Raw genomic sequence first — 20,557 nt, forward strand, 5'->3', positions numbered from 1 at the left:
CAGACCAATGGATGCCAGTAATGATTAGCGGCGTGCTGTACGCCCTGTTAGCAGGGTTGATGTGGGGGCTTATTTTTGTCGGGCCGTTGATCGTGCCGGAATACCCGGCGATGTTGCAGTCGATGGGGCGTTATCTGGCGTTAGGGTTAATTGCGCTGCCCATTGCCTGGCTGGGACGCGTGCGTCTGCGTCAGTTGGCGCGTCGCGACTGGCTTACCGCCTTGATGCTCACTATGATGGGCAACCTCATCTATTACTTCTGCCTTGCCAGTGCCATTCAACGTACTGGTGCGCCTGTTTCCACGATGATTATCGGCACCCTGCCGGTGGTGATTCCCGTCTTCGCCAATCTGCTTTATAGCCAGCGCGACGGCAAACTCGCGTGGGGAAAACTCGCCCCGGCACTGATTTGTATTGGCATCGGCCTGGCGTGTGTGAATATTGCTGAGTTAAACCACGGACTCCCCAATTTTGACTGGGCACGTTATACCTCTGGCATCGTGCTGGCGTTAGTTTCCGTGGTCTGCTGGGCGTGGTATGCCCTGCGCAACGCCCGCTGGCTGCGGGAAAATCCCGACAAACATCCGATGATGTGGGCAACAGCGCAGGCGCTGGTCACACTGCCGGTTTCACTTATCGGCTATCTCGTCGCTTGTTACTGGCTGAATACGCAAACGCCGGACTTCTCCCTACCCTTTGGCCCCCGTCCGCTGGTGTTTATTAGTCTGATGATTGCGATAGCCGTGCTTTGCTCATGGGTTGGCGCACTCTGCTGGAACGTCGCCAGCCAGCGATTACCGACAGTGATTCTCGGGCCGCTGATTGTTTTCGAAACGCTGGCAGGTTTGCTGTACACCTTTTTACTCCGCCAGCAAATGCCGCCGCTAATGACGCTGAGCGGTATCGCGCTGTTAGTGGTTGGCGTGGTCATTGCTGTCAGAGCAAAACCAGAAAAACCTTTAACTGAATCTGTCTCAGAAAGTTGACATGCTGGCTGTGAGTTAAATAAGCCTCTGCTACGTAAGGGTTATAGCATTTGCCTTAAAGATGCATTTAAAATACATCTTATATTATTAAGAATGAGGTATCAGCTATGGCTTATCGCGACCAACCTTTAGGTGAACTGGCGCTCTCTATTCCTCGCGCTTCAGCTCTGTTTCGTAAATATGATATGGATTACTGCTGCGGCGGTAAGCAAACGCTGGCGCGCGCGGCGGCACGTAAAGAACTGGATGTTGAGGTCATTGAAACTGAACTGGCAAAGCTTGCTGAACAACCGATTGAGAAAGACTGGCGTAGCGCCCCGCTGGCAGAAATCATTGACCATATCATCGTGCGCTACCACGATCGTCACCGCGAGCAACTGCCGGAGCTGATCCTGCAAGCGACTAAAGTCGAGCGCGTTCACGCCGACAAACCGAGCGTGCCAAAAGGGCTGACAAAATACCTGACTATGCTGCATGAAGAGCTTTCCAGCCACATGATGAAAGAAGAGCAGATTCTCTTCCCGATGATCAAACAAGGCATGGGCAGCCAGGCAATGGGGCCAATCAGCGTAATGGAAAGCGAGCACGATGAAGCGGGCGAACTGCTGGAAGTGATCAAACACACCACCAATAACGTCACACCGCCGCCAGAAGCCTGCACCACCTGGAAAGCGATGTATAACGGCATTAATGAACTGATTGATGACCTGATGGATCACATCAGCCTGGAAAATAATGTGCTGTTCCCAAGGGCGCTGGCGGGTGAGTGATCTAAAAGCTGGATGGCATTGCGCCATCCAGCATGATAATGCGGTTATTTCCGCAATTCAGCAGCCCGCTTCTTACCAATAAACAACCAGCCCAGCCCCAGTGCGATAAACCACAGCGGGGTGACCAACAGCGCCTGGCGAGTGTCATCTTCCAGTGTCAGCAACACGACCACGAACACAAAGAACGCCATACATACCCAGCACATCAGCTTGCCGAGCGGCATCTTGTAGATCGACTTCTCATGCAGATGAGGTCGCTGTTTGCGATACACCAGGTACGAGCAAAGGATAATCGTCCAGACGAACATAAACAGAATCGCGGAAACGGTTGTAATCATCGTGAACGCGCCAATCACGCTAGGATTCACATACAACATCACCACGCCGCCGAGCAGACAGATACACGAGAATGTCAGCCCTTTCGCGGGTACTGCGCGCTTAGAAAGTTTAGCGAACGCTTTCGGCGCAACACCTTCCTGCGCCAGACCAAACAGCATACGGCTGGTAGAGAAGACGCCGCTGTTAGCGGAAGACGCCGCAGAGGTCAGCACCACAAAGTTGATCACGCTGGCAGCCGCAGGCAAACCTACCAACACAAACAGTTCAACAAACGGGCTTTTCTCCGGGACTACCGAACTCCACGGCGTCACGGACATAATCACAATCAGCGCGAAGACGTAGAACATAATGATACGGATCGGAATGGAGTTAATCGCGCGTGGCAGTGATTTCTCTGGATCTTTGGTTTCCGCAGCTGTTGTACCTACCAGCTCAATCCCCACGAAAGCGAAAACCGCTATCTGGAATCCGGCAAAGAAGCCACTTAAACCTTTCGGGAACCAGCCGCCGTCATTCCACAAATGCGCGAATGACGCTTCCACACCAGTCGGTGACTGAAAGTGCATCGCCACCATGACCAGGCCGACGACAATCAGCGACACAATGGCGACGATTTTGATCATCGCAAACCAGAACTCCATCTCACCGAACATTTTCACGGTGGCGAGATTGAGCGTCAGCAGCAGCACTATCACCGCCAGCGAGGCGACCCAGTCGGAGAGATCGGGGAACCAGAACTGAGCATAAGCCGTTATCGCCACCACGTCTGCCATACCGGTTACAACCCAGCAGAACCAGTAAGTCCAGCCGGTGAAATATCCTGCCCACGGCCCGAGTAAATCGGAAGCGAAGTCACTAAAAGATTTGTATTCCAGATTCGAAAGCAGCAATTCCCCCATTGCCCGCATCACGAAAAAGAGCATAAAACCAATGATCATATAAACGAAAATGATCGACGGCCCGGCAAGGCTAATCGTTTTGCCGGACCCCATAAACAACCCCGTACCAATGGCACCGCCAATGGCAATAAGCTGAATATGTCGGTTTGTGAGATTGCGCCGTAGCGACTGTTCAGCCGGAGCCTGATCATCGGCAACGACTTTTACCTGATCTACCATGTTTTTTTCTTCCTGTACCTGTCTGTGTTGTTCAGGCTCTACGGCCTTTAGTCAGTCTATGATACGACGAATCTGTATCGGGACTCATCGATATTAGGTAACAATACGCGGGATGAATACTAAGATTTAGATCTAATGTTAATTTTATGTTTAAAGTGAGTGTCATATCACGGTGATAACGCGAAACAGCTCACAAAAATACACGCTTACGGGGTCTTTGCAACACAAAATAGCGCCGTTTGGCAAACTGAAGGGTTTATTGCTGAATGCCTGCTCCCCTCTGGTTTGAGGGGAACAGAATGCGCTGCTTAGAGGATTTCCAGCAGTTCGACTTCAAACACCAGGGTGCTGAACGGAGGGATGGATGCGCCTGCGCCGCGCTCGCCATATGCCAGTTCCTGCGGGATAGTCAGTTCCCATTTAGAACCTACCGGCATCAGAGTCAGTGCTTCAATCCAGCCAGGGATCACGCCATTAACCGGGAATTCAGCGGGTTCACCACGAGCAACGGAGCTGTCAAACACGGTGCCGTCGATCAGTTTACCGGTGTAATGAACACGAACGCGGTCGGTACGTGCCGGAATTGCGCCTTCACCCTGGTTGATCACGCGGAATTGCAGGCCAGATTCGGTGCTATTCACACCTTCTTTTTTGGCGTTTTCTTCCAGGTATTTCACACCTTCAGCAGCCATCGCCTGGAAACGCTGACGACGAACGGCATCGGCGCGTTCGTGAATTTCACGCAGTGCGCGATGCACCACATCAACCGGAACAGCCGGATGTTTGCCTTCCAGCGCATCGGCAATACCTGCAACCAGTGCTTCTGGCAGCAGCCCTTCCAGGCCAGATTCACTCAGTTGTTGCCCTACCTGCAAACCAATGCCGTAGCTTGCTTGCGCTTCGATGGTGTCAAAAGTTGGGGTGGTCATCGTATTTCCTTTCTTAGGGTATAAAGTAGCGGGCAGCATATCAGCCACACTTCTTTGGGTAAAACTTTGTCGCGGGAATGATGACAAATCCCAGGGAAAAAGAAACAATAGCAATATCCCGTATGAATATAATAAAGGCGGGTTTACCACGGACATCATAGCGTTAGCTTATTCATAGGCTATGATTGAGGAACAAGACGCGGAGCAGGAGGAAACCATGCCCGGGCGCTTTGAACTAAAACCAACCCTGGAGAAAGTCTGGCACGCGCCGGACAATTTTCGCTTCATGGACCCGCTGCCGCCGATGCATCGTCGGGGGATCATTATTGCCGCCATTGTATTGGTGGTCGGATTTCTGCTTCCATCTGATGATACGCCCAACGCGCCGGTGGTGACGCGTGAAGCGCAGTTAGATATTCAGTCACAATCACAACCGCCGACAGAAGAACAGCTGCGGGCGCAATTAGTCACACCACAAAATGATCCTGATCAGGTGGCTCCGGTCGCTCCAGAACCTATACAGGAAGGCCAGCCAGAAGAGCAGCCGCAAACTACCCAAACGCAACCATTCCAGCCAGATAGCGGAATTGATAATCAATGGCGCTCTTACCGTGTCGAACCCGGTAAAACGATGGCGCAGCTGTTCCGCGACCACGGACTGCCCGCTACCGATGTCTATGCAATGGCGCAGGTAGAAGGCGCGGGTAAACCGCTGAGTAATTTGCAAAATGGGCAGATGGTGAAAATCCGCCAGAACGCCAGCGGCGTGGTGACGGGCTTAACCATTGATACGGGGAATAATCAACAGGTCCTGTTTACCCGCCAGCCGGATGGCAGTTTTATTCGCGCGCGGTAGATGAAGAGTCAACCAGAAGCCAGCTAAGGATTGTCTCTTTGATGACCTTACGTCTGGCTTCCAGTGCCTGGGGTGAAACCATACTGATGTGTTGACATCCTCCACGCCCTGAAGGACGTGGATCCCTGCTACGTTCAGGCTGTCGCCTGAATCATTTCGGTGGGTTCCTGCTTCAACGAGCGGCCTGACTGCACCATCTCTCCACAGGCAAGAACGGCGTGCCCCGCCGCTAAAATGTTACGAGCGCCATTTACATCAGCGTTCGCTGTATATCCACATGCCTGGCATCTGAATTTACTTTGTGACAGGCGATTTTCTTTCGCTGTATGACCACAGCACGCGCAACGCTGGCTTGTGTACGCTGGCGGAACAGCAAGCACCTGACCGCCACGCCAGAGCTGCTTGTACTCAAGCTGGCGGCGCATTTCATACCAGCCCTGATCCAGTATCGAACGGTTTAAACCTGATTTTGCCCGGACATTGCGCCCCGGCTGGCTGACCGTACCCGCTGCTGACTTTGACATGTTGCTGACCTTCAAATCCTCAATGACTATCATTGCGTGGTTTTTGCTGACGGTCGTTGTGACTTTGTGAAGGTAGTCCCTGCGGATATTTGCGATACAGGAATGCAGTCGCTGTATTTTGCGTTTCTGCTTCTGCCAGTTGTTGCTGAATTTGACCTTGCGGCTTAACTGTCGCTGAAGTCTCGCCAGCGTCTTCTGGTTTTTCTGAAAACTGTTTACAGGCTCAAAGACTGTGCCATCTGACAGCGTGGCGAGTTTAGCCACGCCAGCATCCAGCCCGATCATTGATGCTGAAGGGTGAACCGGAGTTGATACTTCACTTTCTGTCTGAATACTGATGTACCACTTACCGCAGGACTGGCTGACAGTGACATTTTTCACAACACCCGTGACCTGACGGCTATTCCGGTAGCGCATCCAGCCCAGTTTCGGCAGAAAAATACGGCTGTTTTCCTGATCGAGCTTAACGCCCTGCGGGTAGCGGAATGCATCATTCTGTCCCCGCTTTTTGAATCGGGGAAAAGCAGCCCGCTTCCGGAAGAAGTTTTTGTAAGCCCGCTCAAGGTCTTTCAGTGACTGTTGCAATGGCTGTGAGGGAGAATCTTTAAGCCATTGCGTTTCAGTGGCATTTTTCCACTCAACCAGCCAGGAAGCCATTTTCCCGTAAGGGATGTATTTATTACCGGCCTCATGATTCTCATTCTGACGTGCCAGAGCACGATTGAAAACGAAACGACATGCGCCTGCGAAGCGCCTCATTTCACACTTCTGTTGACCACCTGGTCTTAACTGGAATTTAAATGCCTGTAATCGTTTCACAGGTCAAATGATACTTTGGTCTGTGAAAAAAGAAACCGATATCCGGCGTGGAAGGCATTGTGTTTTCCTGATGCATGTTCACCTGGTCTTTGTCACCAAATACCGACGCCAGATTTTTGACCATGACGCGACAGAAAAACTACGCACTTACTTTTCAAAGGTATGTGCTGATTTTGAAGCTGAACTGGTTGAAATGGATGGCGAACCAGATCACGTCCATTTGTTAATTAACTATCCTCCCAAACTGGCGATATCCAGTCTGGTAAACAGCCTCAAAGGCGTATCGGGTAGGTTACTGCGACGAGATCGACCAGATATTGCAGTCAGGTATTACTACAAAGGCGTTTTGTGGAGTCCTGGCTATTTTGCCAGTAGCTGCGGAGGTGCGCCAATATCCGCCATCCGTCAATACATTGAACAACAGCAAACACCTGGTTAGGTGGAAAACCGCGCCGTATATCCCCGCCCTGAAGGACGGGGTTTTACGGCGCACCGGATAAACCAGGCCAAGCGTATGCTGGTTGATCAAATAATATCCCCCAAGCGCAGCAATATTAATATTCACCTGCAATGGGTCGATATCTGGCTTAAAAATATTATGTTTATTCCCTTCATCCAATAAGGATTCCATTAACTGCAAGTGCGCATGGGTAATTTCTAAGAGACGCTGTGATTTTGCATAATGCACACCTTTACTTTGATTTTCACTATGCACAATTTTTAAAAACCAGGGATTAGCAATATAATAATCCCATGTAAAATCAATAATTTTCTCAATGGCTTTTTGTGGCTGGTTAACCTGCTGATTAACGAATACACCGATACCGACAGCGTAGAATAATTACATACCGCACAACAAGAATGTACGGTGTAAGGCGTGGAAGTCATTTTCTCCCCGGGTGCATCGTTATATCCATAATGAGCGATTTTTGATATTAATATCTTTCACCATCCGCTATTTTCACCACTTCAGAAAACAAACTTATTTTTATTAATATCAATTATTTTTCTTTGAACATTCAACTGCGATATTTGTAAAAATATTAAACAGGCAACAATAAAATGACATTACCAACAACTATTTATTCATTCCCCGCATATTTACCTCGTTTTTCGTCCACCGACAAACCAGCAAAACTAAAATTTCATCAATACGCACGCGCTACATTACTGTCAAATCGTGGAAGAGATCATAATTGCGATGGCAGACGTACTGTTGAGATCCACAAACTAGATCTCTCAGACTGGCAAGCATTCAATAAGTTAGCAAAGAAGTGTAATGCTTACGATGGAGTAACGATGAATGGTGATAATTCTTTTGGATGGAACCATGAAGCTACATTAGATAATATTCACGCCCAGAAATACAATAAAGCTTACGCGGGTGCGAGGTTAACCGCAGAACTGAAATATTTATTGCAAGATGTCGAATCCTTCGAACCCAACAGTAAATACACAATACACGAAGTGGTTTTGGGACCTGGTTATGGTACTCCAGACTATACCGGCCAAACGATAGGATACGTTGTAACCCTTCCTGCCCAAATGCCTAATTGCTGGTCATCTGAACTACCAACAATCGATCTTTATATCGACCAACTTCGCACTGTTACAGGCGTTTCTAATGCCCTCGGATTCATCATTGCTGCATTGCTAAACGCGTATTCTGATTTACCCCATGATTTGAAAATTGGTCTGCGTTCCTTATCAAGCTCAGCCGCAATCTACTCGGGTTTGGGTTTTGAGCGAGTGCCGCAGGAGCGAGACATCAGTTGCGCTCGTATGTATCTAACGCCAGCAAACCATCCTGACTTATGGACACAAGAGAATGGTGAATGGATCTACTTGCGAAACTAATACCTGACGAAAAATAGAAAGCAAAACGCCGACCAATGGCCGGCGTTTTTACGTCTCGTTGAATAACGAATTATTCAGCTACTACGTTTACGATCACTTTCGCGAATACTTCGCTGTGAACCTGGAAGCTCACTTCGTGTTCGCCAGTGGTACGCAGAACGCCGTTCGGCAGACGAACTTCGCTCTTAGCCACTTCAACGCCAGCTGCAGTTACAGCGTCAGCGATGTCGCGAGTACCGATGGAACCGAACAGTTTACCTTCGTCGCCAGCTTTAGACGCGATGGTAACAGTTTCCAGTGCATTGATTTTCTCAGCGCGAGCATTAGCTGCTGCCAGAACTTCAGCCAGTTTAGCTTCCAGTTCAGCGCGACGTGCTTCGAAGAATTCAATGTTTTTCTTGGTAGCTGGAACAGCTTTACCCTGCGGTACCAGGAAGTTACGAGCATAGCCCGCTTTAACGTTTACCTGATCACCCAGGCTACCCAGGTTTGCTACTTTATCAAGCAGAATAACTTGCATTACCTTATCCTCTCAAAGTCGTATTAATGGACCGTGACCGATTACTGATGGCGATCAGTGTACGGCAGCAGGGACAGGTAGCGAGCGCGTTTGATAGCGCGAGCCAGCTGACGCTGGTATTTTGCACGGGTACCGGTGATACGGCTTGGGACAATCTTACCGCTTTCGGTGATGTAGTTTTTCAGCGTAGCGATATCTTTATAGTCGATCTCTTGAACGCCTTCCGCGGTGAAACGGCAGAACTTGCGACGACGGAAATAACGTGCCATATGGCTAGTCTCCAGAATCTATCAATTCAATCTGCTCGGCATGCAAAACCATTTTGCTCAGACCGTTCTTTGCCTTGTGGCATGAAATGAACCCCTGAACGGTTATGCGACTGCCGACCGTTATACTGTGAGTAATGGCCTGGTTTTCGTGTCCGCTAACAATAACGGGCATTTGGCACCACGCCTGCCGGTGAAAACCGGCTTCCTCCTGCACAGAACGATGCTCAAGCACGAACTGGCAGTGAGGAATTCCTGATGGACTGACCTTTCGAAGGGGAGTCCTGCACACGGTGCCGGACAACACCAGACGGTTGGTCATCAGAAATTACTCTTCAGAATCCCCAGCTTCAGCATCATCAGCGGTTTCGTTTGCGAAATCATCGCGACGCTCACGGCGCTCGTCTTTCGCTTTAACCATCGGAGATGCTTCGGTAACAGCGTGCTTGGTACGCATAACCATGCTGCGGATAACGGCATCGTTGAAGCGGAAGGTAGTTTCCAGCTCATCGATCACTTCCTGCGGAGCTTCAACGTTCATCAGAACGTAGTGAGCTTTGTGCAGTTTGTTGATCGGGTAAGCCAGCTGACGGCGGCCCCAGTCTTCCAGACGGTGGATCTTGCCTTCTGCACCAGTGATGGCAGCAGTGTAGCGCTCGATCATGCCCGGAACCTGTTCGCTCTGGTCAGGATGGACCATAAAAACGATTTCGTAATGACGCATCGAATTGCTCCTTACGGATTATTCAGCCTCCTGTCTGGGTCAGCCGAATCCCGGGGAGGCAAGGAACGTGTTAAAGGTCGGCTGAAAAATGACGCGTTATAGTACTGACATACCCCGCTAAACTCAAGGCCAGCCGACAAATAAATCTCATCTTTCACCAAAGTGGACTAACACGCTGATTTGGAGTTCATCACACTTCATCATGGTGTTTTTTTGAACAACTGCATCAGAAATGGTCACCATCAACTTCTTTATCATTGATTAAAATTAAATCAGAAGATCATCACAGAGGAGAGCACACAAAGTCAGCCGTCGAGGAGGTATCTATGTTCAGTCGTGTTTTAGCCCTTCTGGCTGTGCTTTTGCTAAGTGCAAATACATGGGCAGCCATTGAAATTAATAACCACCAGGCCAGAAATATGGACGATGTGCAAAGCTTAGGCGTGATTTATATCAATCATAATTTCGCCACTGAAAGCGAAGCACGTCAGGCATTAAATGAAGAAACAGATGCGCAAGGCGCAACGTACTACCACGTAATTCTGATGCGGGAACCGGGGAGTAACGGCAATATGCACGCCAGCGCGGATATTTATCGTTAGCACCAGGTATAACCAACGAAACATTGCCATAGTTTGCTTTGCCCCCTTCGCAGGGGGCTTTTTTTGAAAAACGGCTGCGGAATTAGACCAGTTATCTCCCGAGGAAGGAAATTTCCGCAGCGCGTGTTCTACTTCTGCCCGTAATAAGCGTTAGGACCGTGTTTACGCATGAAGTGTTTATTCATCAGGAAGCTGTCGATGTGATTCAGTTGTGGGTTAATGCCGCGGGCAATCCACGCCATTTTCGCCACTTCTTCCATCACCACCGCGTTATGCACCGCATCGTGAGCATCTTTCCCCCAGGCGAACGGCCCGTGCTGATACACCACAATTCCCGGCGTATGCAGCGGCTCGGCGTTGCCCAGCGTTTCGATAATCACTTTGCCGGTGTTCAGTTCATACTCGCCCTGCACCTCTTCTTCGCTTAACCCGCGCGTACACGGAATGTCGCCAAAGAAGTAGTCGGCGTGCGTGGTGCCTAACGCCGGGATCGCCAGCCCCGCCTGCGCCCATGCGGTAGCATGAGTTGAGTGGGTATGGACAATGCCGCCAAGCGACGGGTAACGACGGTAGAGTTCAAGATGCGTCGCGGTGTCGGAAGACGGACGATATTCCCCTTCCACCACCTTACCGCTCATATCGACCACCACCATATCGTCTGCTTTCATGGTTTCGTAGGCAACGCCGCTGGGCTTGATCACCACCAGCCCGCGTTCGCGGTCGATAGCGCTGACGTTGCCCCAGGTAAAGGTCACCAGCCCATAGCGCGGCAGATCCATGTTGGCTTCAAACACCTGCTGTTTTAGCTTTTGCATTATGCCGCCTCCACCATGCCCGCTTTCGCCATGCGCGCTTTCACCCAATCACGCGCTTTCGCCACTTCTGCCGCCGGGTCTTCCGCCGTTTCGCTCCACATCTCAATCAGGTACGGCCCGCAATAGCCACTCTGTTTGAGCGTTTCGAAACAACGTTCGAAATCCACTACACCTTCGCCAAACGGCACGTTTTTGAAGACGCCAGGTTTGGTGTCTTTCACATGTACCGCGACGATATGCCCGATTCCGGCCTGCAACTCCATCTGCACATCGTTGTCCCACGCCGACAGGTTGCCGATATCCGGGTAGAGCTGGAACCACGGATTGTTGAGATAGTGCGCGTAGCCCAGCGCCTTGCTGATGGAGTTCATCAACGGATAATCCATGATCTCCATCGCCAGCGTCACCTGCGCGCGGCTTGCCATCTCAACGCTCTCTTTCAGGCCGTCACGGAAACGACGACGCGTTTCGTTATTGGCTTCCTGATAGTAAACGTCATAGCCCGCCAGCTGGATCACGCGAATACCGACATCCTGGGCGAACTGGATAGCTTTACGCATAATCTCCAGCCCCTGCGCCCGCACCGCGTCATCTTCACTGCCCAGCGGGAAACGACGATGAGCAGAAAGGCACATGGACGGCACGCGCACGCCGGTTTCAACAATCGCATTGACCAGCGCCAGACGCTGCTCGCGGCTCCAGTCGAGGCGCGACAGGCGCTCGTCCGTTTCATCTACCGACATCTCGACAAAATCGAAGCCCAACGTTTTTGCCAGTTGCAGGCGTTCCAGCCAGCACTCCCCAGCGGGGAGCGCTTTTTCATAGATGCCAAGCGGGATTTGTTTGGACAACATATCCGCTCCTTAGCCCCACAGTTCAGCGATGGAACGTTTGAACTCACGTGCGGCTTCCACCGGAGAAGCGGCATCACGGATACTACGGCCCGCGATAAAGACGTGAATCGGAATACCCTTGAACAGCGGCAGATCTTCCAGCGCCAGGCCTCCGGTGACGGTGACTTTGAAGCCCATATCGGAAAGACGTTTGATCGCGCTGATGTCCGCTTCGCCCCACGCCACGCCTGCGGCCTGCGCGTCACGGCTGCGGTGATAAACCACCTGCTGAATGCCTGCATCGCGCCACTGTTGCGCCTGTTCCCAGGTCCAGTAACCGGTCAGTTCGATCTGCACGTCGCCGTTAAACTCTTTTGCCACGTCCAGCGCGCCTTTGGCGGTGTTGATATCCGCACAGCAAATTACCGTCACCCAGTCAGCGTTGGCTTCGAAGCACATACGCGAAAGGATTTTGCCTGCATCGGCAATTTTGGCGTCTGCCAGTACGATTTTGTGCGGGTAGAGCGCTTTCAGGTCACGAACCGCACGCACGCCTTCGCCCACGCACAGAATGGTGCCCACTTCGATAATGTCGACTTCTTCGGCAATCAGGCGAGTGGTTTCGTAGGCGCTATCCATAGTCTGGTTGTCCAGCGCGACTTGCAACATCGGTAATGACATGTTCAATTCCTTCTTAAGCTGCCGCGTTGGTGCGGTCAATGAGATCCAGTACTTCCTGCTCGGTACGGCAGGCGCGTAAACGGTCAAAATTCTCTTCATCTTCAAACAGGTTGACGATCTGCATGATGCCCACTTCCTGGTGAGTATTGGCATCGACCGCCGCCATGGTGATGAGGATATCCACCGGATCGTTGTCGTCGTGGTTAAATTCCAGCGGCTTTTTCAGCGTTACCAGAGAGAAACCTGTTTTCTTAACACCCTCTTCCGGCCGCCCGTGCGGCATCGCCAGCCCCGGAGCGATAACGAAATAAGGGCCAAACTGTTCCACGCCATCCAGAATCGCCTGGTAATAGCGCGGCTCGACAACGTCCGCCGCCACCAGCAGATCGACGCCGATTTTCACCGCGTCCTGCCAGGTTTCAGCTTCAGCCTGCAGGCGGATGGATTTATTTACAGCCAGCGAATCACGTAATTTCATGGCGCGTCCTTACTTCACGTCCTGCGGGAAATGCTCTTTGATCACTTCCAGCAGTTTCGGGCCAAAGTCGGCAGGAGAGAGCATGTTGCGCACGCCAACCACGTATTTGTTGCCGGTCACGGTGATTTCGCCCGCAATGTGCGTAGAAGCGATGATGATATCCGCGCCACTCAACTCGCTTTTGTACTCGCCAACCGCGCAGCTGTTTACCGTATGGTCAATGTTTGATTGGGTTAAAAACTGGTCCACTTTCATCTTCATGATCATGGAACTGCCTTGTCCGTTGCCACACACAGCCAGAATACGTACGGTCATAATCAAAACTCCTTATTAAGCAGACTGTTCTGCCAGTTGTTTTTCTGCATCTTCTTCTGCACGCAGTGCGCGGCCAGCGAAGAACATATAAGCCAGTGCAATTACAATGATGACGGCCATACAGGCGATACCGATGGAGAAGAAGCCTTGCATCATCGGCGGTGCCAGAATCGACCAGTCCGCCATGCCCATCCAGGCACTCATACCGGTGAGTTTCACCGCCCAGACGCAACCAAAGATTTCGATCATTCCCATCACCAGACAAATCTTCAGCGCTGCACGCCAGCCGCCGAAGTGGTTAGCGAACACGCCGATGGTGGCGTTGGAGAAGAACATCGGGATAAAGCCTGGAATAATCAGAATGGAAGAGCCGCAGGCGACCAGGATGCCAACTGCAATCAGCTGACCGATGGTGCCCCACATAAAGCCCCAGACCACGGCGTTCGGCGCGAAGCTATAGATAGCCGCACAGTCAATCGCCAGAACCGCACCTGGGATCAGGCGCTGGGAGATACCGTTAAATGCTTCAGAGAGTTCCGCCACAAACATGCGCACGCCCTGAGTGATGATGAAGATCGCCACCGCGAAGGAGAAACCGGTTTGCAGGATGTAGACCGTCCAGTGCACTTTGCCCGCCATCGCCTGCACGGTGTCGATACCGAAGGAGAGCAGAATGGCGCCAAAGAAGATGGTCATCACAATCGCCGTGGAGACGATGTTGTCGTGGAAAATGTTCAGCCAGCCCGGCAATTTGAGGTCTTCAACGCTCTCCTCTTTTTTGCCGAGGAACGGCGCAACTTTATAGGCAATCCATGATGCAAACTGCTGCTGGTGACCGATGGAGAAACCGCAGCCGTCCGTCACTTCCTGAGTCGGCTTGTACATCATGTTGGAGGTAATGCCCCAGTAGAGCGAAACCAGAATCGCCGTGCAGATAATGGTCGTCCACATGGAATAGCCGAAAATAAACAACGTAACGGCAATCAGCCCCGCCTGCTGGAACATGATATGACCAGTCAGCATGATGGTACGAATACCGGTAATGCGACGCAGCAGCACGTAACAGATGTTCAGTGCCAGCGCTAACAACACCGCGTAACCCACCCAGCTATAGGCATCGCCCATGCGGTCGATGGTTGCCATCATCGACGCGTAAGTATCGGAAATTGCGCCGTTAATGCCGTAGACTTCAGACATTTTCGCCACCACCGGTTTGAAGGTGCTGGTGAGGATGCCGGACCCTGCCTGCAACAACATGAAACCAATTATGGTTTTAATCGTGCCTTTAATAATAACGCTGACACTTTTGCGCAGTAGGATGTAGCCCAGACAGGTCACAATACCCAGCAACAACGGGGCATTGGTCATGACCTGGTTAAAAAACACGGTAAAGATGTTGTAGAGGATCTCCATAACGATCTCCTGAAGAAGAGGTAACCGGGTATTCCTCACACCCGGAATGTTGTGCACTCACTCTAATTTTCAAAAGTAATCACAACAAGATTATTTATGATTAAATATGACGCGACACACAAATAATTCCATAACGAAAATATGGGATTCACACAACGAAACAATTAATCATTTAAATTCATTAAGTTAATTGAATTACACATTCCATTAAATCTTTCCACACTCCAAATTCACAACAATTCACCCGGCAAAAAGTCAAAAAATGGTCATTGCCTTCCTGAAAAAATAGTGCCAGGATTAATCAAAACCAATCACATATTGATTCGAATTGAACTATCATGAAGGTAAATGGCGATGAGTAAAGTGAAAAGTATCACCCGAGAATCCTGGATCCTGAGCACTTTCCCGGAGTGGGGTAGCTGGCTGAATGAAGAAATTGAACAAGAGCAGGTCGCCCCTGGCACATTTGCGATGTGGTGGCTAGGCTGCACCGGGATCTGGTTGAAATCAGAAGGTGGCACCAACGTTTGCGTTGATTTCTGGTGCGGCACTGGCAAACAAAGTCACGGTAACCCGTTAATGAAACAGGGTCACCAGATGCAGCGCATGGCTGGCGTGAAAAAACTGCAGCCAAACCTACGCACCACCCCGTTTGTTCTTGATCCGTTTGCGATTCGCCAGATCGACGCGGTACTGGCGACTCACGATCACAACGATCATATCGACGTTAACGTCGCTGCTGCCGTGATGCAGAACTGTGCTGATGACGTACCATTCATTGGACCGAAAACCTGCGTTGATTTGTGGATTGGCTGGGGCGTACCGAAAGAGCGTTGCATCGTGGTCAAACCGGGCGATGTTGTAAAAGTAAAAGACATTGAAATTCATGCGCTTGACGCTTTCGACCGTACTGCACTGATCACCCTGCCTGCCGATCAAAAAGCGGCTGGCGTACTGCCGGACGGCATGGACGATCGCGCGGTGAACTATCTGTTCAAAACGCCTGGCGGCTCCCTGTATCACAGCGGCGACTCCCACTACTCTAACTATTATGCGAAGCACGGTAACGAACATCAGATCGATGTGGCGTTAGGATCGTATGGTGAGAACCCGCGCGGTATTACCGACAAAATGACCAGCGCCGATATGCTGCGTATGGGTGAAGCCCTGAATGCGAAAGTGGTTATCCCGTTCCACCACGACATCTGGTCAAACTTCCAGGCCGATCCGCAAGAGATCCGCGTGCTGTGGGAGATGAAAAAAGATCGTCTGAAGTATGGCTTCAAGCCGTTTATCTGGCAGGTTGGCGGCAAATTTACCTGGCCGCTGGATAAAGACAACTTCGAGTACCACTATCCGCGCGGTTTCGATGATTGCTTCACTATTGAACCGGATCTGCCGTTCAAGTCATTCCTGTAATCTGTCGTTTATACCGGATAGCGTGGAGAAGTTCGCGCTATCCGGCGTAGTATTTCCTGGCTATTTCAAATATCATCTAAAAAAATCAAATTTTATCGGAATAGCTCATGACTGAAGCACAAAGACATCAAATCCTCCTGGAAATGCTCGCACAATTGGGCTTTGTGACCGTTGAGAAAGTCGTTGAGCGTCTGGGAATTTCGCCTGCCACTGCGCGACGCGATATCAATAAACTTGACGAAAGCGGCAAACTGAAAAAAGTGCGCAATGGCGCAGAAGCTATTACCCAACAGCGCCCGCGCTGGACGCCGATGAATCTGCATCAGGCGCAGAATCACGATGAAAAAGTACGTATCGCTAAAGCGGCCTCGCAGCTGGTTAATCCGGGCGAAAGCGTAGTCATCAACTGCGGCTCCACCGCGTTTCTGCTTGGGCGGGAAATGTGTGGCAAGCCAGTGCAAATCATCACTAATTATCTACCGCTGGCAAATTACCTGATCGATCAAGAACATGACAGCGTGATCATTATGGGCGGACAGTACAACAAAAGTCAGTCCATCACTTTAAGCCCGCAGGGCAGCGAAAACAGTCTCTATGCCGGGCACTGGATGTTTACCAGCGGAAAAGGGCTGACCGCAGAAGGGTTGTATAAAACCGATATGCTGACAGCAATGGCAGAGCAGAAGATGCTGAGCGTGGTAGGGAAACTGGTGGTACTGGTTGATAGCAGTAAGATTGGCGAACGCGCGGGAATGCTTTTTAGCCGTGCCGATCAAATCGATATGCTTATCACCGGCAAAAATGCTAACCCGGAAATCCTGCAACAACTGGAAGCGCAAGGGGTCAGCATTCTGCGTGTTTAAAGATGCTGGCGGAAAAATGTCACGGCAGCATCTAACGCCTCAGGCGTAATGCGGTGACGCACGCCTGGCTGCCATGAACAGGTTAGCCGTTTATCCCGTCCCGTCTCGCTTAAGGCCTGCTGCAAACGTAGTGATTCGTCGGCAGGCACAACGTCATCGTCGAGGCCATGCCACAGCAGTAGAGGTCTGTCACTAAGTTGTTCCAGGTGGTTTGTCGCTTCCCACTCTGCCAGCGGCGCGACAATGTTATTGAATTCATTCTGCTGTGCTGTCGTTTCAGGTATCAGCGGTGGAAACAGTGAACGGGCGAGCGATGTAAAATAGCCCGATCCCATCATGCTGGCGGTACATTTCAACGTGGGGTGGCGAGCGGTAATTCCCAGTGCCGTCATCGCGCCCATCGACGCGCCACCGACTGCAAGACGGTCATCAAGCAGCCAGTTTTCTTCGGCTATTGCCGCACGTAAAGTAGTGAATTCCTGCATACTTTGTAGCAAGATTTGCCAGAATTGATTTAACCGCCGCGCTGCGTCGCCACTAAAACGACTACCGTGATCGGGCGCATCCGGCATGATCACCCGCAAACCAGCCTGCGCCAGCGCAACGGCAAAATAGCTATACACCAGACTGGACGAAGTAAAGCCGTGATAAAAAATCACGCACGGTAACGGGGTATCTTTTTGTCCGACAGGATAAGCATGAAGAACGGGAATATCTGCCAGCTCGCGTGATTCTATTTCAATCATCTGTCTCTCCTTTTTGTCTGGTATGACATGAAGAAATCCTTAGCACAAGTTTCTGCTGGCGGTATTAGTTCATAATGTTGAGATGTGGGTTACGCTTTCGTCACGTTTTCATTCGAAAATCGCGTACCAGGTAACAATTCGGGAACATTCCCCCAAAGTTAAATTAATAAGGCACTACACTATGGTTAGCAGGAAACGTAATAGCGTTATTTACCGGTTTGCCAGTTTATTATTGGTGTTGATGTTAAGTGCCTGTAGCGCACTGCAAGGTACGCCACAGCCAGCACCGCCAGTAACGGACCATCCGCAAGAGATTCGCCGCGACCAGACGCAAGGGTTACAGCGAATAGGTAGCGTAAGCACGATGGTTCGGGGTTCTCCGGATGACGCATTAGCAGAAATCAGAGCAAAAGCTGTCGCTGCAAAAGCTGATTATTACGTTGTCGTCATGGTGGACGAAACCATCGTGACAGGACAGTGGTATTCACAAGCCATTTTGTACCGTAAATAAATCAGACAACTTACATAGTCAGCTTTACATTGCTTTGCGTCCCTATGCGTTTACCTGTGCACAATAAATTACCGGCTGGAAGCCTGGGCGTTTATTACCGCGATGGAATGCCCTGCAACATGTGGGGAAACGAAAAATGGAGCTGACGATGAAACAATTACTTGCCTCACCCTCGCTGCAATTAGTGACTTATCCTGCGAGCGCCACGGCACAGTCTGCAGAATTCGCCAGTGCTGACTGCGTGACGGGCCTGAATGAAATAGGTCAGATCTCAGTTAGCAATATTTCAGGGGATCCGCAGGACGTGGAACGTATCGTGGCGTTAAAGGCCGATGAACAAGGTGCGTCATGGTACCGCATTATTACCATGTACGAAGACCAACAGCCTGATAACTGGCGTGTACAGGCGATACTGTATGCGTGAGTGTCATCTGAAGCGAATGAACAATGCCGGATGCGGCGCGAGCGCCTTGTCCGGCCTACAATTTTCACATATTTCATTTAGTTAATCGAAACCAGCGTCGCATCCGTCGTATACGCTTACAAACACACTCCCCCCGTCGCCCGCAGCAATAAATCATTCTGGATCTGCTCTGACAACCGCACGCCACCGCGCGTATTTAACATCACCTGACACCACGCCTGTGCCATTGGCGGAGAAGCATATTTCAACATTTGCGCACCGCAGCCCAGCAGGAATAGCTGATGAGTAATCTCTCGCCCCAGTTCTTCAGCTGGCTTACGCAGCTGCTGCTGTAAACGACGAACCGCGCGATCAAAATAACGATCTTGCCCTTTCACTTCCATAAACGCTTCCGACAGCAAGTCGTATACTCCCGCTTGCTTATTAAGAACGCGCAGCACATCCAGGCACATAATATTGCCGGAACCTTCCCAAATACTGTTTACCGGCATCTCCCGGTAAAGCCGCGGCAGCTCGCTCTCTTCGCAATAGCCAATACCGCCCAGCACCTCCATCGCCTCAGCCACAAACGGAATGCCACGTTTGCAGATCACAAATTTCGCCGCAGGCGTAAATAAGCGCGCCCACAGGGCTTCTTTGGCATCGGCACGCCGATCCCACGCTCGCGCAAGACGAAACAGCAACGCCGTTTGCCCTTCAAGCTGAAGCGCCATGCGACTTAAGACATGGCGCATAAGGGGCTGTTCTATTAACGGATTACCAAATACATGGCGTTGATGAGCGTGATATATCGCCAGCGAGAACGCACGGCGCATCATGGCATGGCTACCCAGGGCGCAATCAAAACGCGTCATCCCACCCATTTTCAGGATCAGACGAATCCCTTCCCCTTCCTGACCCAACAACCAGCCAATGGCATCCTGAAACTCCACTTCGCAACTGGCATTGGAACGATTACCCAGCTTGTCTTTCAGCCGCTCGAGGCGAATCGCGTTGCGTTGCCCGTCAGGCAAAAAGCGCGGCACAAAAAAGCAGGACAGACCGCCCGCGGTCTGCGCCAGCACCAGATGCGCATCGCTTTGTGGCACTGAGAAAAACCATTTATGCCCCACCAGCCGATAAGAGCCATCTTCCAGACGCTCTGCGCGGGTGGTGTTGCTCATCACATCGGAACCGCCCTGCTTTTCCGTCATTCCCATGCCAATCAACAAACCGCGTTTTTGCCCACCTGGCAATAAGTGAGAATCGTAGCGATCGCTCAACAGCGGCGTGGTCCAGTCCTGAAACGGCGTGGGTAACATCTGTAACAGCAATGGCGTGGCGGCAAAGGTCATGGTTATCGGACATAACGACCCAGCCTCAACCTGCGCATGTAACATAAAACGCGCCGCGCGCGCCACAAATGCGCCGGAGCGAGCGTCTTCTTCCCAGGCCAGGTTGTGTACCCGATTGGTACATAACGCCTGCATCAGCAGGTGCCATGCGGGATGGAAACGGACATCGTCCAGACGCCGCCCCTGGGCATCGTAGCGCAATAGTTCAGGTGGGTTTACATTCGCCAGTCGCCCCAGTTCAAGGGATTCAGCCGTTCCGAGTTGCTGACCAATACTGGCGAGAAAATCGCTATCCCAGCCAGCGCCTTCGCGTGTTACCGCTTCGCAGAGCGCGCCATCAGATAAGTATAAATTGCTGTTATTTAAGGGTATAGGTTGATTAAAAACAGTGTGAGTTTGCCAGTGCACTGTGTCT

25 protein-coding genes and 2 pseudogenes are annotated in these 20,557 nt (G+C 51.1%); 10 read left to right on the top strand and 17 right to left on the bottom strand.

Features of this window, described 5'->3' with window-relative positions:
* Positions 1-20 precede the first annotated feature (20 nt).
* The gene (locus ACJHYD_RS07680; protein WP_032201334.1) at positions 21-986 is read left to right on the top strand and encodes a DMT family transporter; all 966 of its coding nucleotides are present in this window, start codon (positions 21-23) and stop codon (positions 984-986) included.
* Positions 987-1,093: 107 nt separating this feature from the next.
* Positions 1,094-1,756 (top strand): iron-sulfur cluster repair protein YtfE, encoded by a 663-nt coding sequence (gene ytfE, locus ACJHYD_RS07685; RefSeq protein WP_001719334.1) that lies wholly within the window; start codon positions 1,094-1,096, stop codon positions 1,754-1,756.
* Between the two features lie 44 nt (positions 1,757-1,800).
* Here the strand turns inward: ytfE and cycA are convergent, their stop codons facing one another.
* Together cycA and fklB are read right to left on the bottom strand one after the other, a co-directional pair.
* On the bottom strand, positions 1,801-3,213 hold the full coding sequence (gene cycA, locus ACJHYD_RS07690) for a D-serine/D-alanine/glycine transporter (RefSeq protein WP_000228346.1): 1,413 nt from the start codon (positions 3,211-3,213) through the stop codon (positions 1,801-1,803).
* A 308-nt stretch (positions 3,214-3,521) separates the two neighbouring features.
* Entirely contained in the window at positions 3,522-4,142 is a 621-nt protein-coding gene (fklB, locus tag ACJHYD_RS07695) for an FKBP-type peptidyl-prolyl cis-trans isomerase (RefSeq protein ID WP_000211225.1), read from the bottom strand.
* A gap of 217 nt (positions 4,143-4,359) precedes the next feature.
* Between fklB and ytfB the strand changes: the two genes are divergently transcribed.
* On the top strand, positions 4,360-4,998 hold the full coding sequence (gene ytfB / locus ACJHYD_RS07700; protein ID WP_001119478.1) for a cell division protein YtfB: 639 nt from the start codon (positions 4,360-4,362) through the stop codon (positions 4,996-4,998).
* Here the strand turns inward: ytfB and ACJHYD_RS07705 are convergent.
* Together ACJHYD_RS07705 and ACJHYD_RS07710 are read right to left on the bottom strand one after the other, a co-directional pair.
* Positions 4,982-5,089: pseudogene (locus ACJHYD_RS07705) on the bottom strand (TetR/AcrR family transcriptional regulator); the annotation flags it as partial. The gene ytfB and the pseudogene ACJHYD_RS07705 overlap by 17 nt on opposite strands.
* 43 nt (positions 5,090-5,132) lie before the next feature.
* Positions 5,133-6,341: an RNA-guided endonuclease InsQ/TnpB family protein gene (locus tag ACJHYD_RS07710; RefSeq protein WP_069903738.1), complete on the bottom strand. Its 1,209-nt coding sequence runs from the start codon at positions 6,339-6,341 to the stop codon at positions 5,133-5,135.
* Positions 6,342-6,348: 7 nt separating this feature from the next.
* Here ACJHYD_RS07710 and tnpA point away from each other — a divergent pair, with 7 nt between their 5' ends.
* Complete coding sequence (gene tnpA / locus ACJHYD_RS07715) at positions 6,349-6,780, top strand: IS200/IS605-like element IS609 family transposase (protein WP_000604912.1); 432 nt, start codon at positions 6,349-6,351, stop codon at positions 6,778-6,780.
* 36 nt (positions 6,781-6,816) lie between these two features.
* Here tnpA and ACJHYD_RS07720 read toward each other — a convergent pair.
* Positions 6,817-7,131 (bottom strand): annotated as a pseudogene (locus ACJHYD_RS07720) (TetR/AcrR family transcriptional regulator); the annotation flags it as partial.
* 272 nt (positions 7,132-7,403) lie between these two features.
* Between ACJHYD_RS07720 and ACJHYD_RS07725 the strand changes: the two are divergent.
* Positions 7,404-8,198: a DUF2686 family protein gene (locus ACJHYD_RS07725; protein WP_001308220.1), complete on the top strand. Its 795-nt coding sequence runs from the start codon at positions 7,404-7,406 to the stop codon at positions 8,196-8,198.
* A 70-nt stretch (positions 8,199-8,268) separates the two neighbouring features.
* Here ACJHYD_RS07725 and rplI read toward each other — a convergent pair whose 3' ends face one another.
* The 4 genes from rplI to rpsF are packed head-to-tail and all read right to left on the bottom strand — an operon-like array spanning position 8,269 to position 9,708.
* Entirely contained in the window at positions 8,269-8,718 is a 450-nt protein-coding gene (gene rplI / locus ACJHYD_RS07730) for a 50S ribosomal protein L9 (protein WP_001196062.1), read from the bottom strand.
* 41 nt (positions 8,719-8,759) lie between these two features.
* A complete protein-coding gene (rpsR, locus tag ACJHYD_RS07735; RefSeq protein ID WP_000135199.1) occupies positions 8,760-8,987 on the bottom strand; it encodes a 30S ribosomal protein S18 in 228 nt (75 codons plus the stop codon).
* A 4-nt stretch (positions 8,988-8,991) separates the two neighbouring features.
* Positions 8,992-9,306, bottom strand: coding sequence for a primosomal replication protein N (priB, locus tag ACJHYD_RS07740; RefSeq protein WP_001296681.1), 315 nt, complete (start codon positions 9,304-9,306; stop codon positions 8,992-8,994).
* A 6-nt stretch (positions 9,307-9,312) separates the two neighbouring features.
* Positions 9,313-9,708 (bottom strand): 30S ribosomal protein S6, encoded by a 396-nt coding sequence (rpsF, locus tag ACJHYD_RS07745; RefSeq protein ID WP_001216676.1) that lies wholly within the window; start codon positions 9,706-9,708, stop codon positions 9,313-9,315.
* A gap of 326 nt (positions 9,709-10,034) precedes the next feature.
* Here rpsF and yjfY point away from each other — a divergent pair, with 326 nt between their 5' ends.
* Complete coding sequence (gene yjfY, locus ACJHYD_RS07750) at positions 10,035-10,310, top strand: DUF1471 family protein YjfY (RefSeq protein ID WP_000492914.1); 276 nt, start codon at positions 10,035-10,037, stop codon at positions 10,308-10,310.
* Between the two features lie 128 nt (positions 10,311-10,438).
* On the opposite strand, the gene ulaF is transcribed toward yjfY, so the two are convergent.
* The 6 genes from ulaF to ulaA are packed head-to-tail and all read right to left on the bottom strand — an operon-like array spanning position 10,439 to position 14,845.
* Complete coding sequence (ulaF, locus tag ACJHYD_RS07755) at positions 10,439-11,125, bottom strand: L-ribulose-5-phosphate 4-epimerase UlaF (protein ID WP_001601324.1); 687 nt, start codon at positions 11,123-11,125, stop codon at positions 10,439-10,441.
* Positions 11,125-11,979 (bottom strand): L-ribulose-5-phosphate 3-epimerase UlaE, encoded by an 855-nt coding sequence (gene ulaE, locus ACJHYD_RS07760; protein ID WP_000949511.1) that lies wholly within the window; start codon positions 11,977-11,979, stop codon positions 11,125-11,127. Before ulaE ends, ulaF begins: the two co-directional genes overlap by 1 nt.
* 9 nt (positions 11,980-11,988) lie before the next feature.
* Positions 11,989-12,639, bottom strand: a complete 651-nt coding sequence (gene ulaD, locus ACJHYD_RS07765) for a 3-keto-L-gulonate-6-phosphate decarboxylase UlaD (RefSeq protein WP_001719329.1) — start codon at positions 12,637-12,639, stop codon at positions 11,989-11,991.
* A 13-nt stretch (positions 12,640-12,652) separates the two neighbouring features.
* The gene (ulaC, locus tag ACJHYD_RS07770; RefSeq protein ID WP_000776543.1) at positions 12,653-13,117 is read right to left on the bottom strand and encodes a PTS ascorbate transporter subunit IIA; all 465 of its coding nucleotides are present in this window, start codon (positions 13,115-13,117) and stop codon (positions 12,653-12,655) included.
* A 9-nt stretch (positions 13,118-13,126) separates the two neighbouring features.
* Positions 13,127-13,432: a PTS ascorbate transporter subunit IIB gene (gene ulaB, locus ACJHYD_RS07775; RefSeq protein ID WP_000218362.1), complete on the bottom strand. Its 306-nt coding sequence runs from the start codon at positions 13,430-13,432 to the stop codon at positions 13,127-13,129.
* Between the two features lie 15 nt (positions 13,433-13,447).
* Complete coding sequence (gene ulaA / locus ACJHYD_RS07780) at positions 13,448-14,845, bottom strand: PTS ascorbate transporter subunit IIC (protein WP_032201196.1); 1,398 nt, start codon at positions 14,843-14,845, stop codon at positions 13,448-13,450.
* A gap of 354 nt (positions 14,846-15,199) precedes the next feature.
* On the opposite strand from ulaA, the gene ulaG reads away from it, so the two are divergent.
* Together ulaG and ulaR are read left to right on the top strand one after the other, a co-directional pair.
* The gene (gene ulaG / locus ACJHYD_RS07785; protein ID WP_001295191.1) at positions 15,200-16,264 is read left to right on the top strand and encodes an L-ascorbate 6-phosphate lactonase; all 1,065 of its coding nucleotides are present in this window, start codon (positions 15,200-15,202) and stop codon (positions 16,262-16,264) included.
* Positions 16,265-16,371: 107 nt separating this feature from the next.
* Positions 16,372-17,127, top strand: coding sequence for an HTH-type transcriptional regulator UlaR (gene ulaR, locus ACJHYD_RS07790; RefSeq protein WP_000133631.1), 756 nt, complete (start codon positions 16,372-16,374; stop codon positions 17,125-17,127).
* Here ulaR and yjfP read toward each other — a convergent pair.
* Positions 17,124-17,873, bottom strand: a complete 750-nt coding sequence (yjfP, locus tag ACJHYD_RS07795; RefSeq protein ID WP_001719327.1) for an esterase — start codon at positions 17,871-17,873, stop codon at positions 17,124-17,126. The two genes, ulaR and yjfP, sit on opposite strands and share 4 nt — an antisense overlap.
* Positions 17,874-18,054: 181 nt before the next feature.
* Between yjfP and bsmA the strand changes: the two genes are divergently transcribed.
* Together bsmA and yjfN are read left to right on the top strand one after the other, a co-directional pair.
* On the top strand, positions 18,055-18,384 hold the full coding sequence (bsmA, locus tag ACJHYD_RS07800) for a biofilm peroxide resistance protein BsmA (RefSeq protein ID WP_000254636.1): 330 nt from the start codon (positions 18,055-18,057) through the stop codon (positions 18,382-18,384).
* Positions 18,385-18,532: 148 nt separating this feature from the next.
* Positions 18,533-18,808, top strand: coding sequence for a DUF1471 family protease activator YjfN (gene yjfN / locus ACJHYD_RS07805; protein ID WP_000811566.1), 276 nt, complete (start codon positions 18,533-18,535; stop codon positions 18,806-18,808).
* Between the two features lie 116 nt (positions 18,809-18,924).
* Here the strand turns inward: yjfN and ACJHYD_RS07810 are convergent, their stop codons facing one another.
* Positions 18,925-20,550 carry an isovaleryl-CoA dehydrogenase gene (locus tag ACJHYD_RS07810; RefSeq protein WP_001550492.1) on the bottom strand — a complete coding sequence of 542 codons (1,626 nt, stop codon included), beginning with the start codon at positions 20,548-20,550 and terminating at the stop codon, positions 18,925-18,927.
* Positions 20,551-20,557: the final 7 nt, after the last annotated feature.

Source organism: Escherichia sp. WS1368 (assembly GCF_046487485.1).
GTDB lineage: Bacteria > Pseudomonadota > Gammaproteobacteria > Enterobacterales > Enterobacteriaceae > Escherichia > Escherichia coli.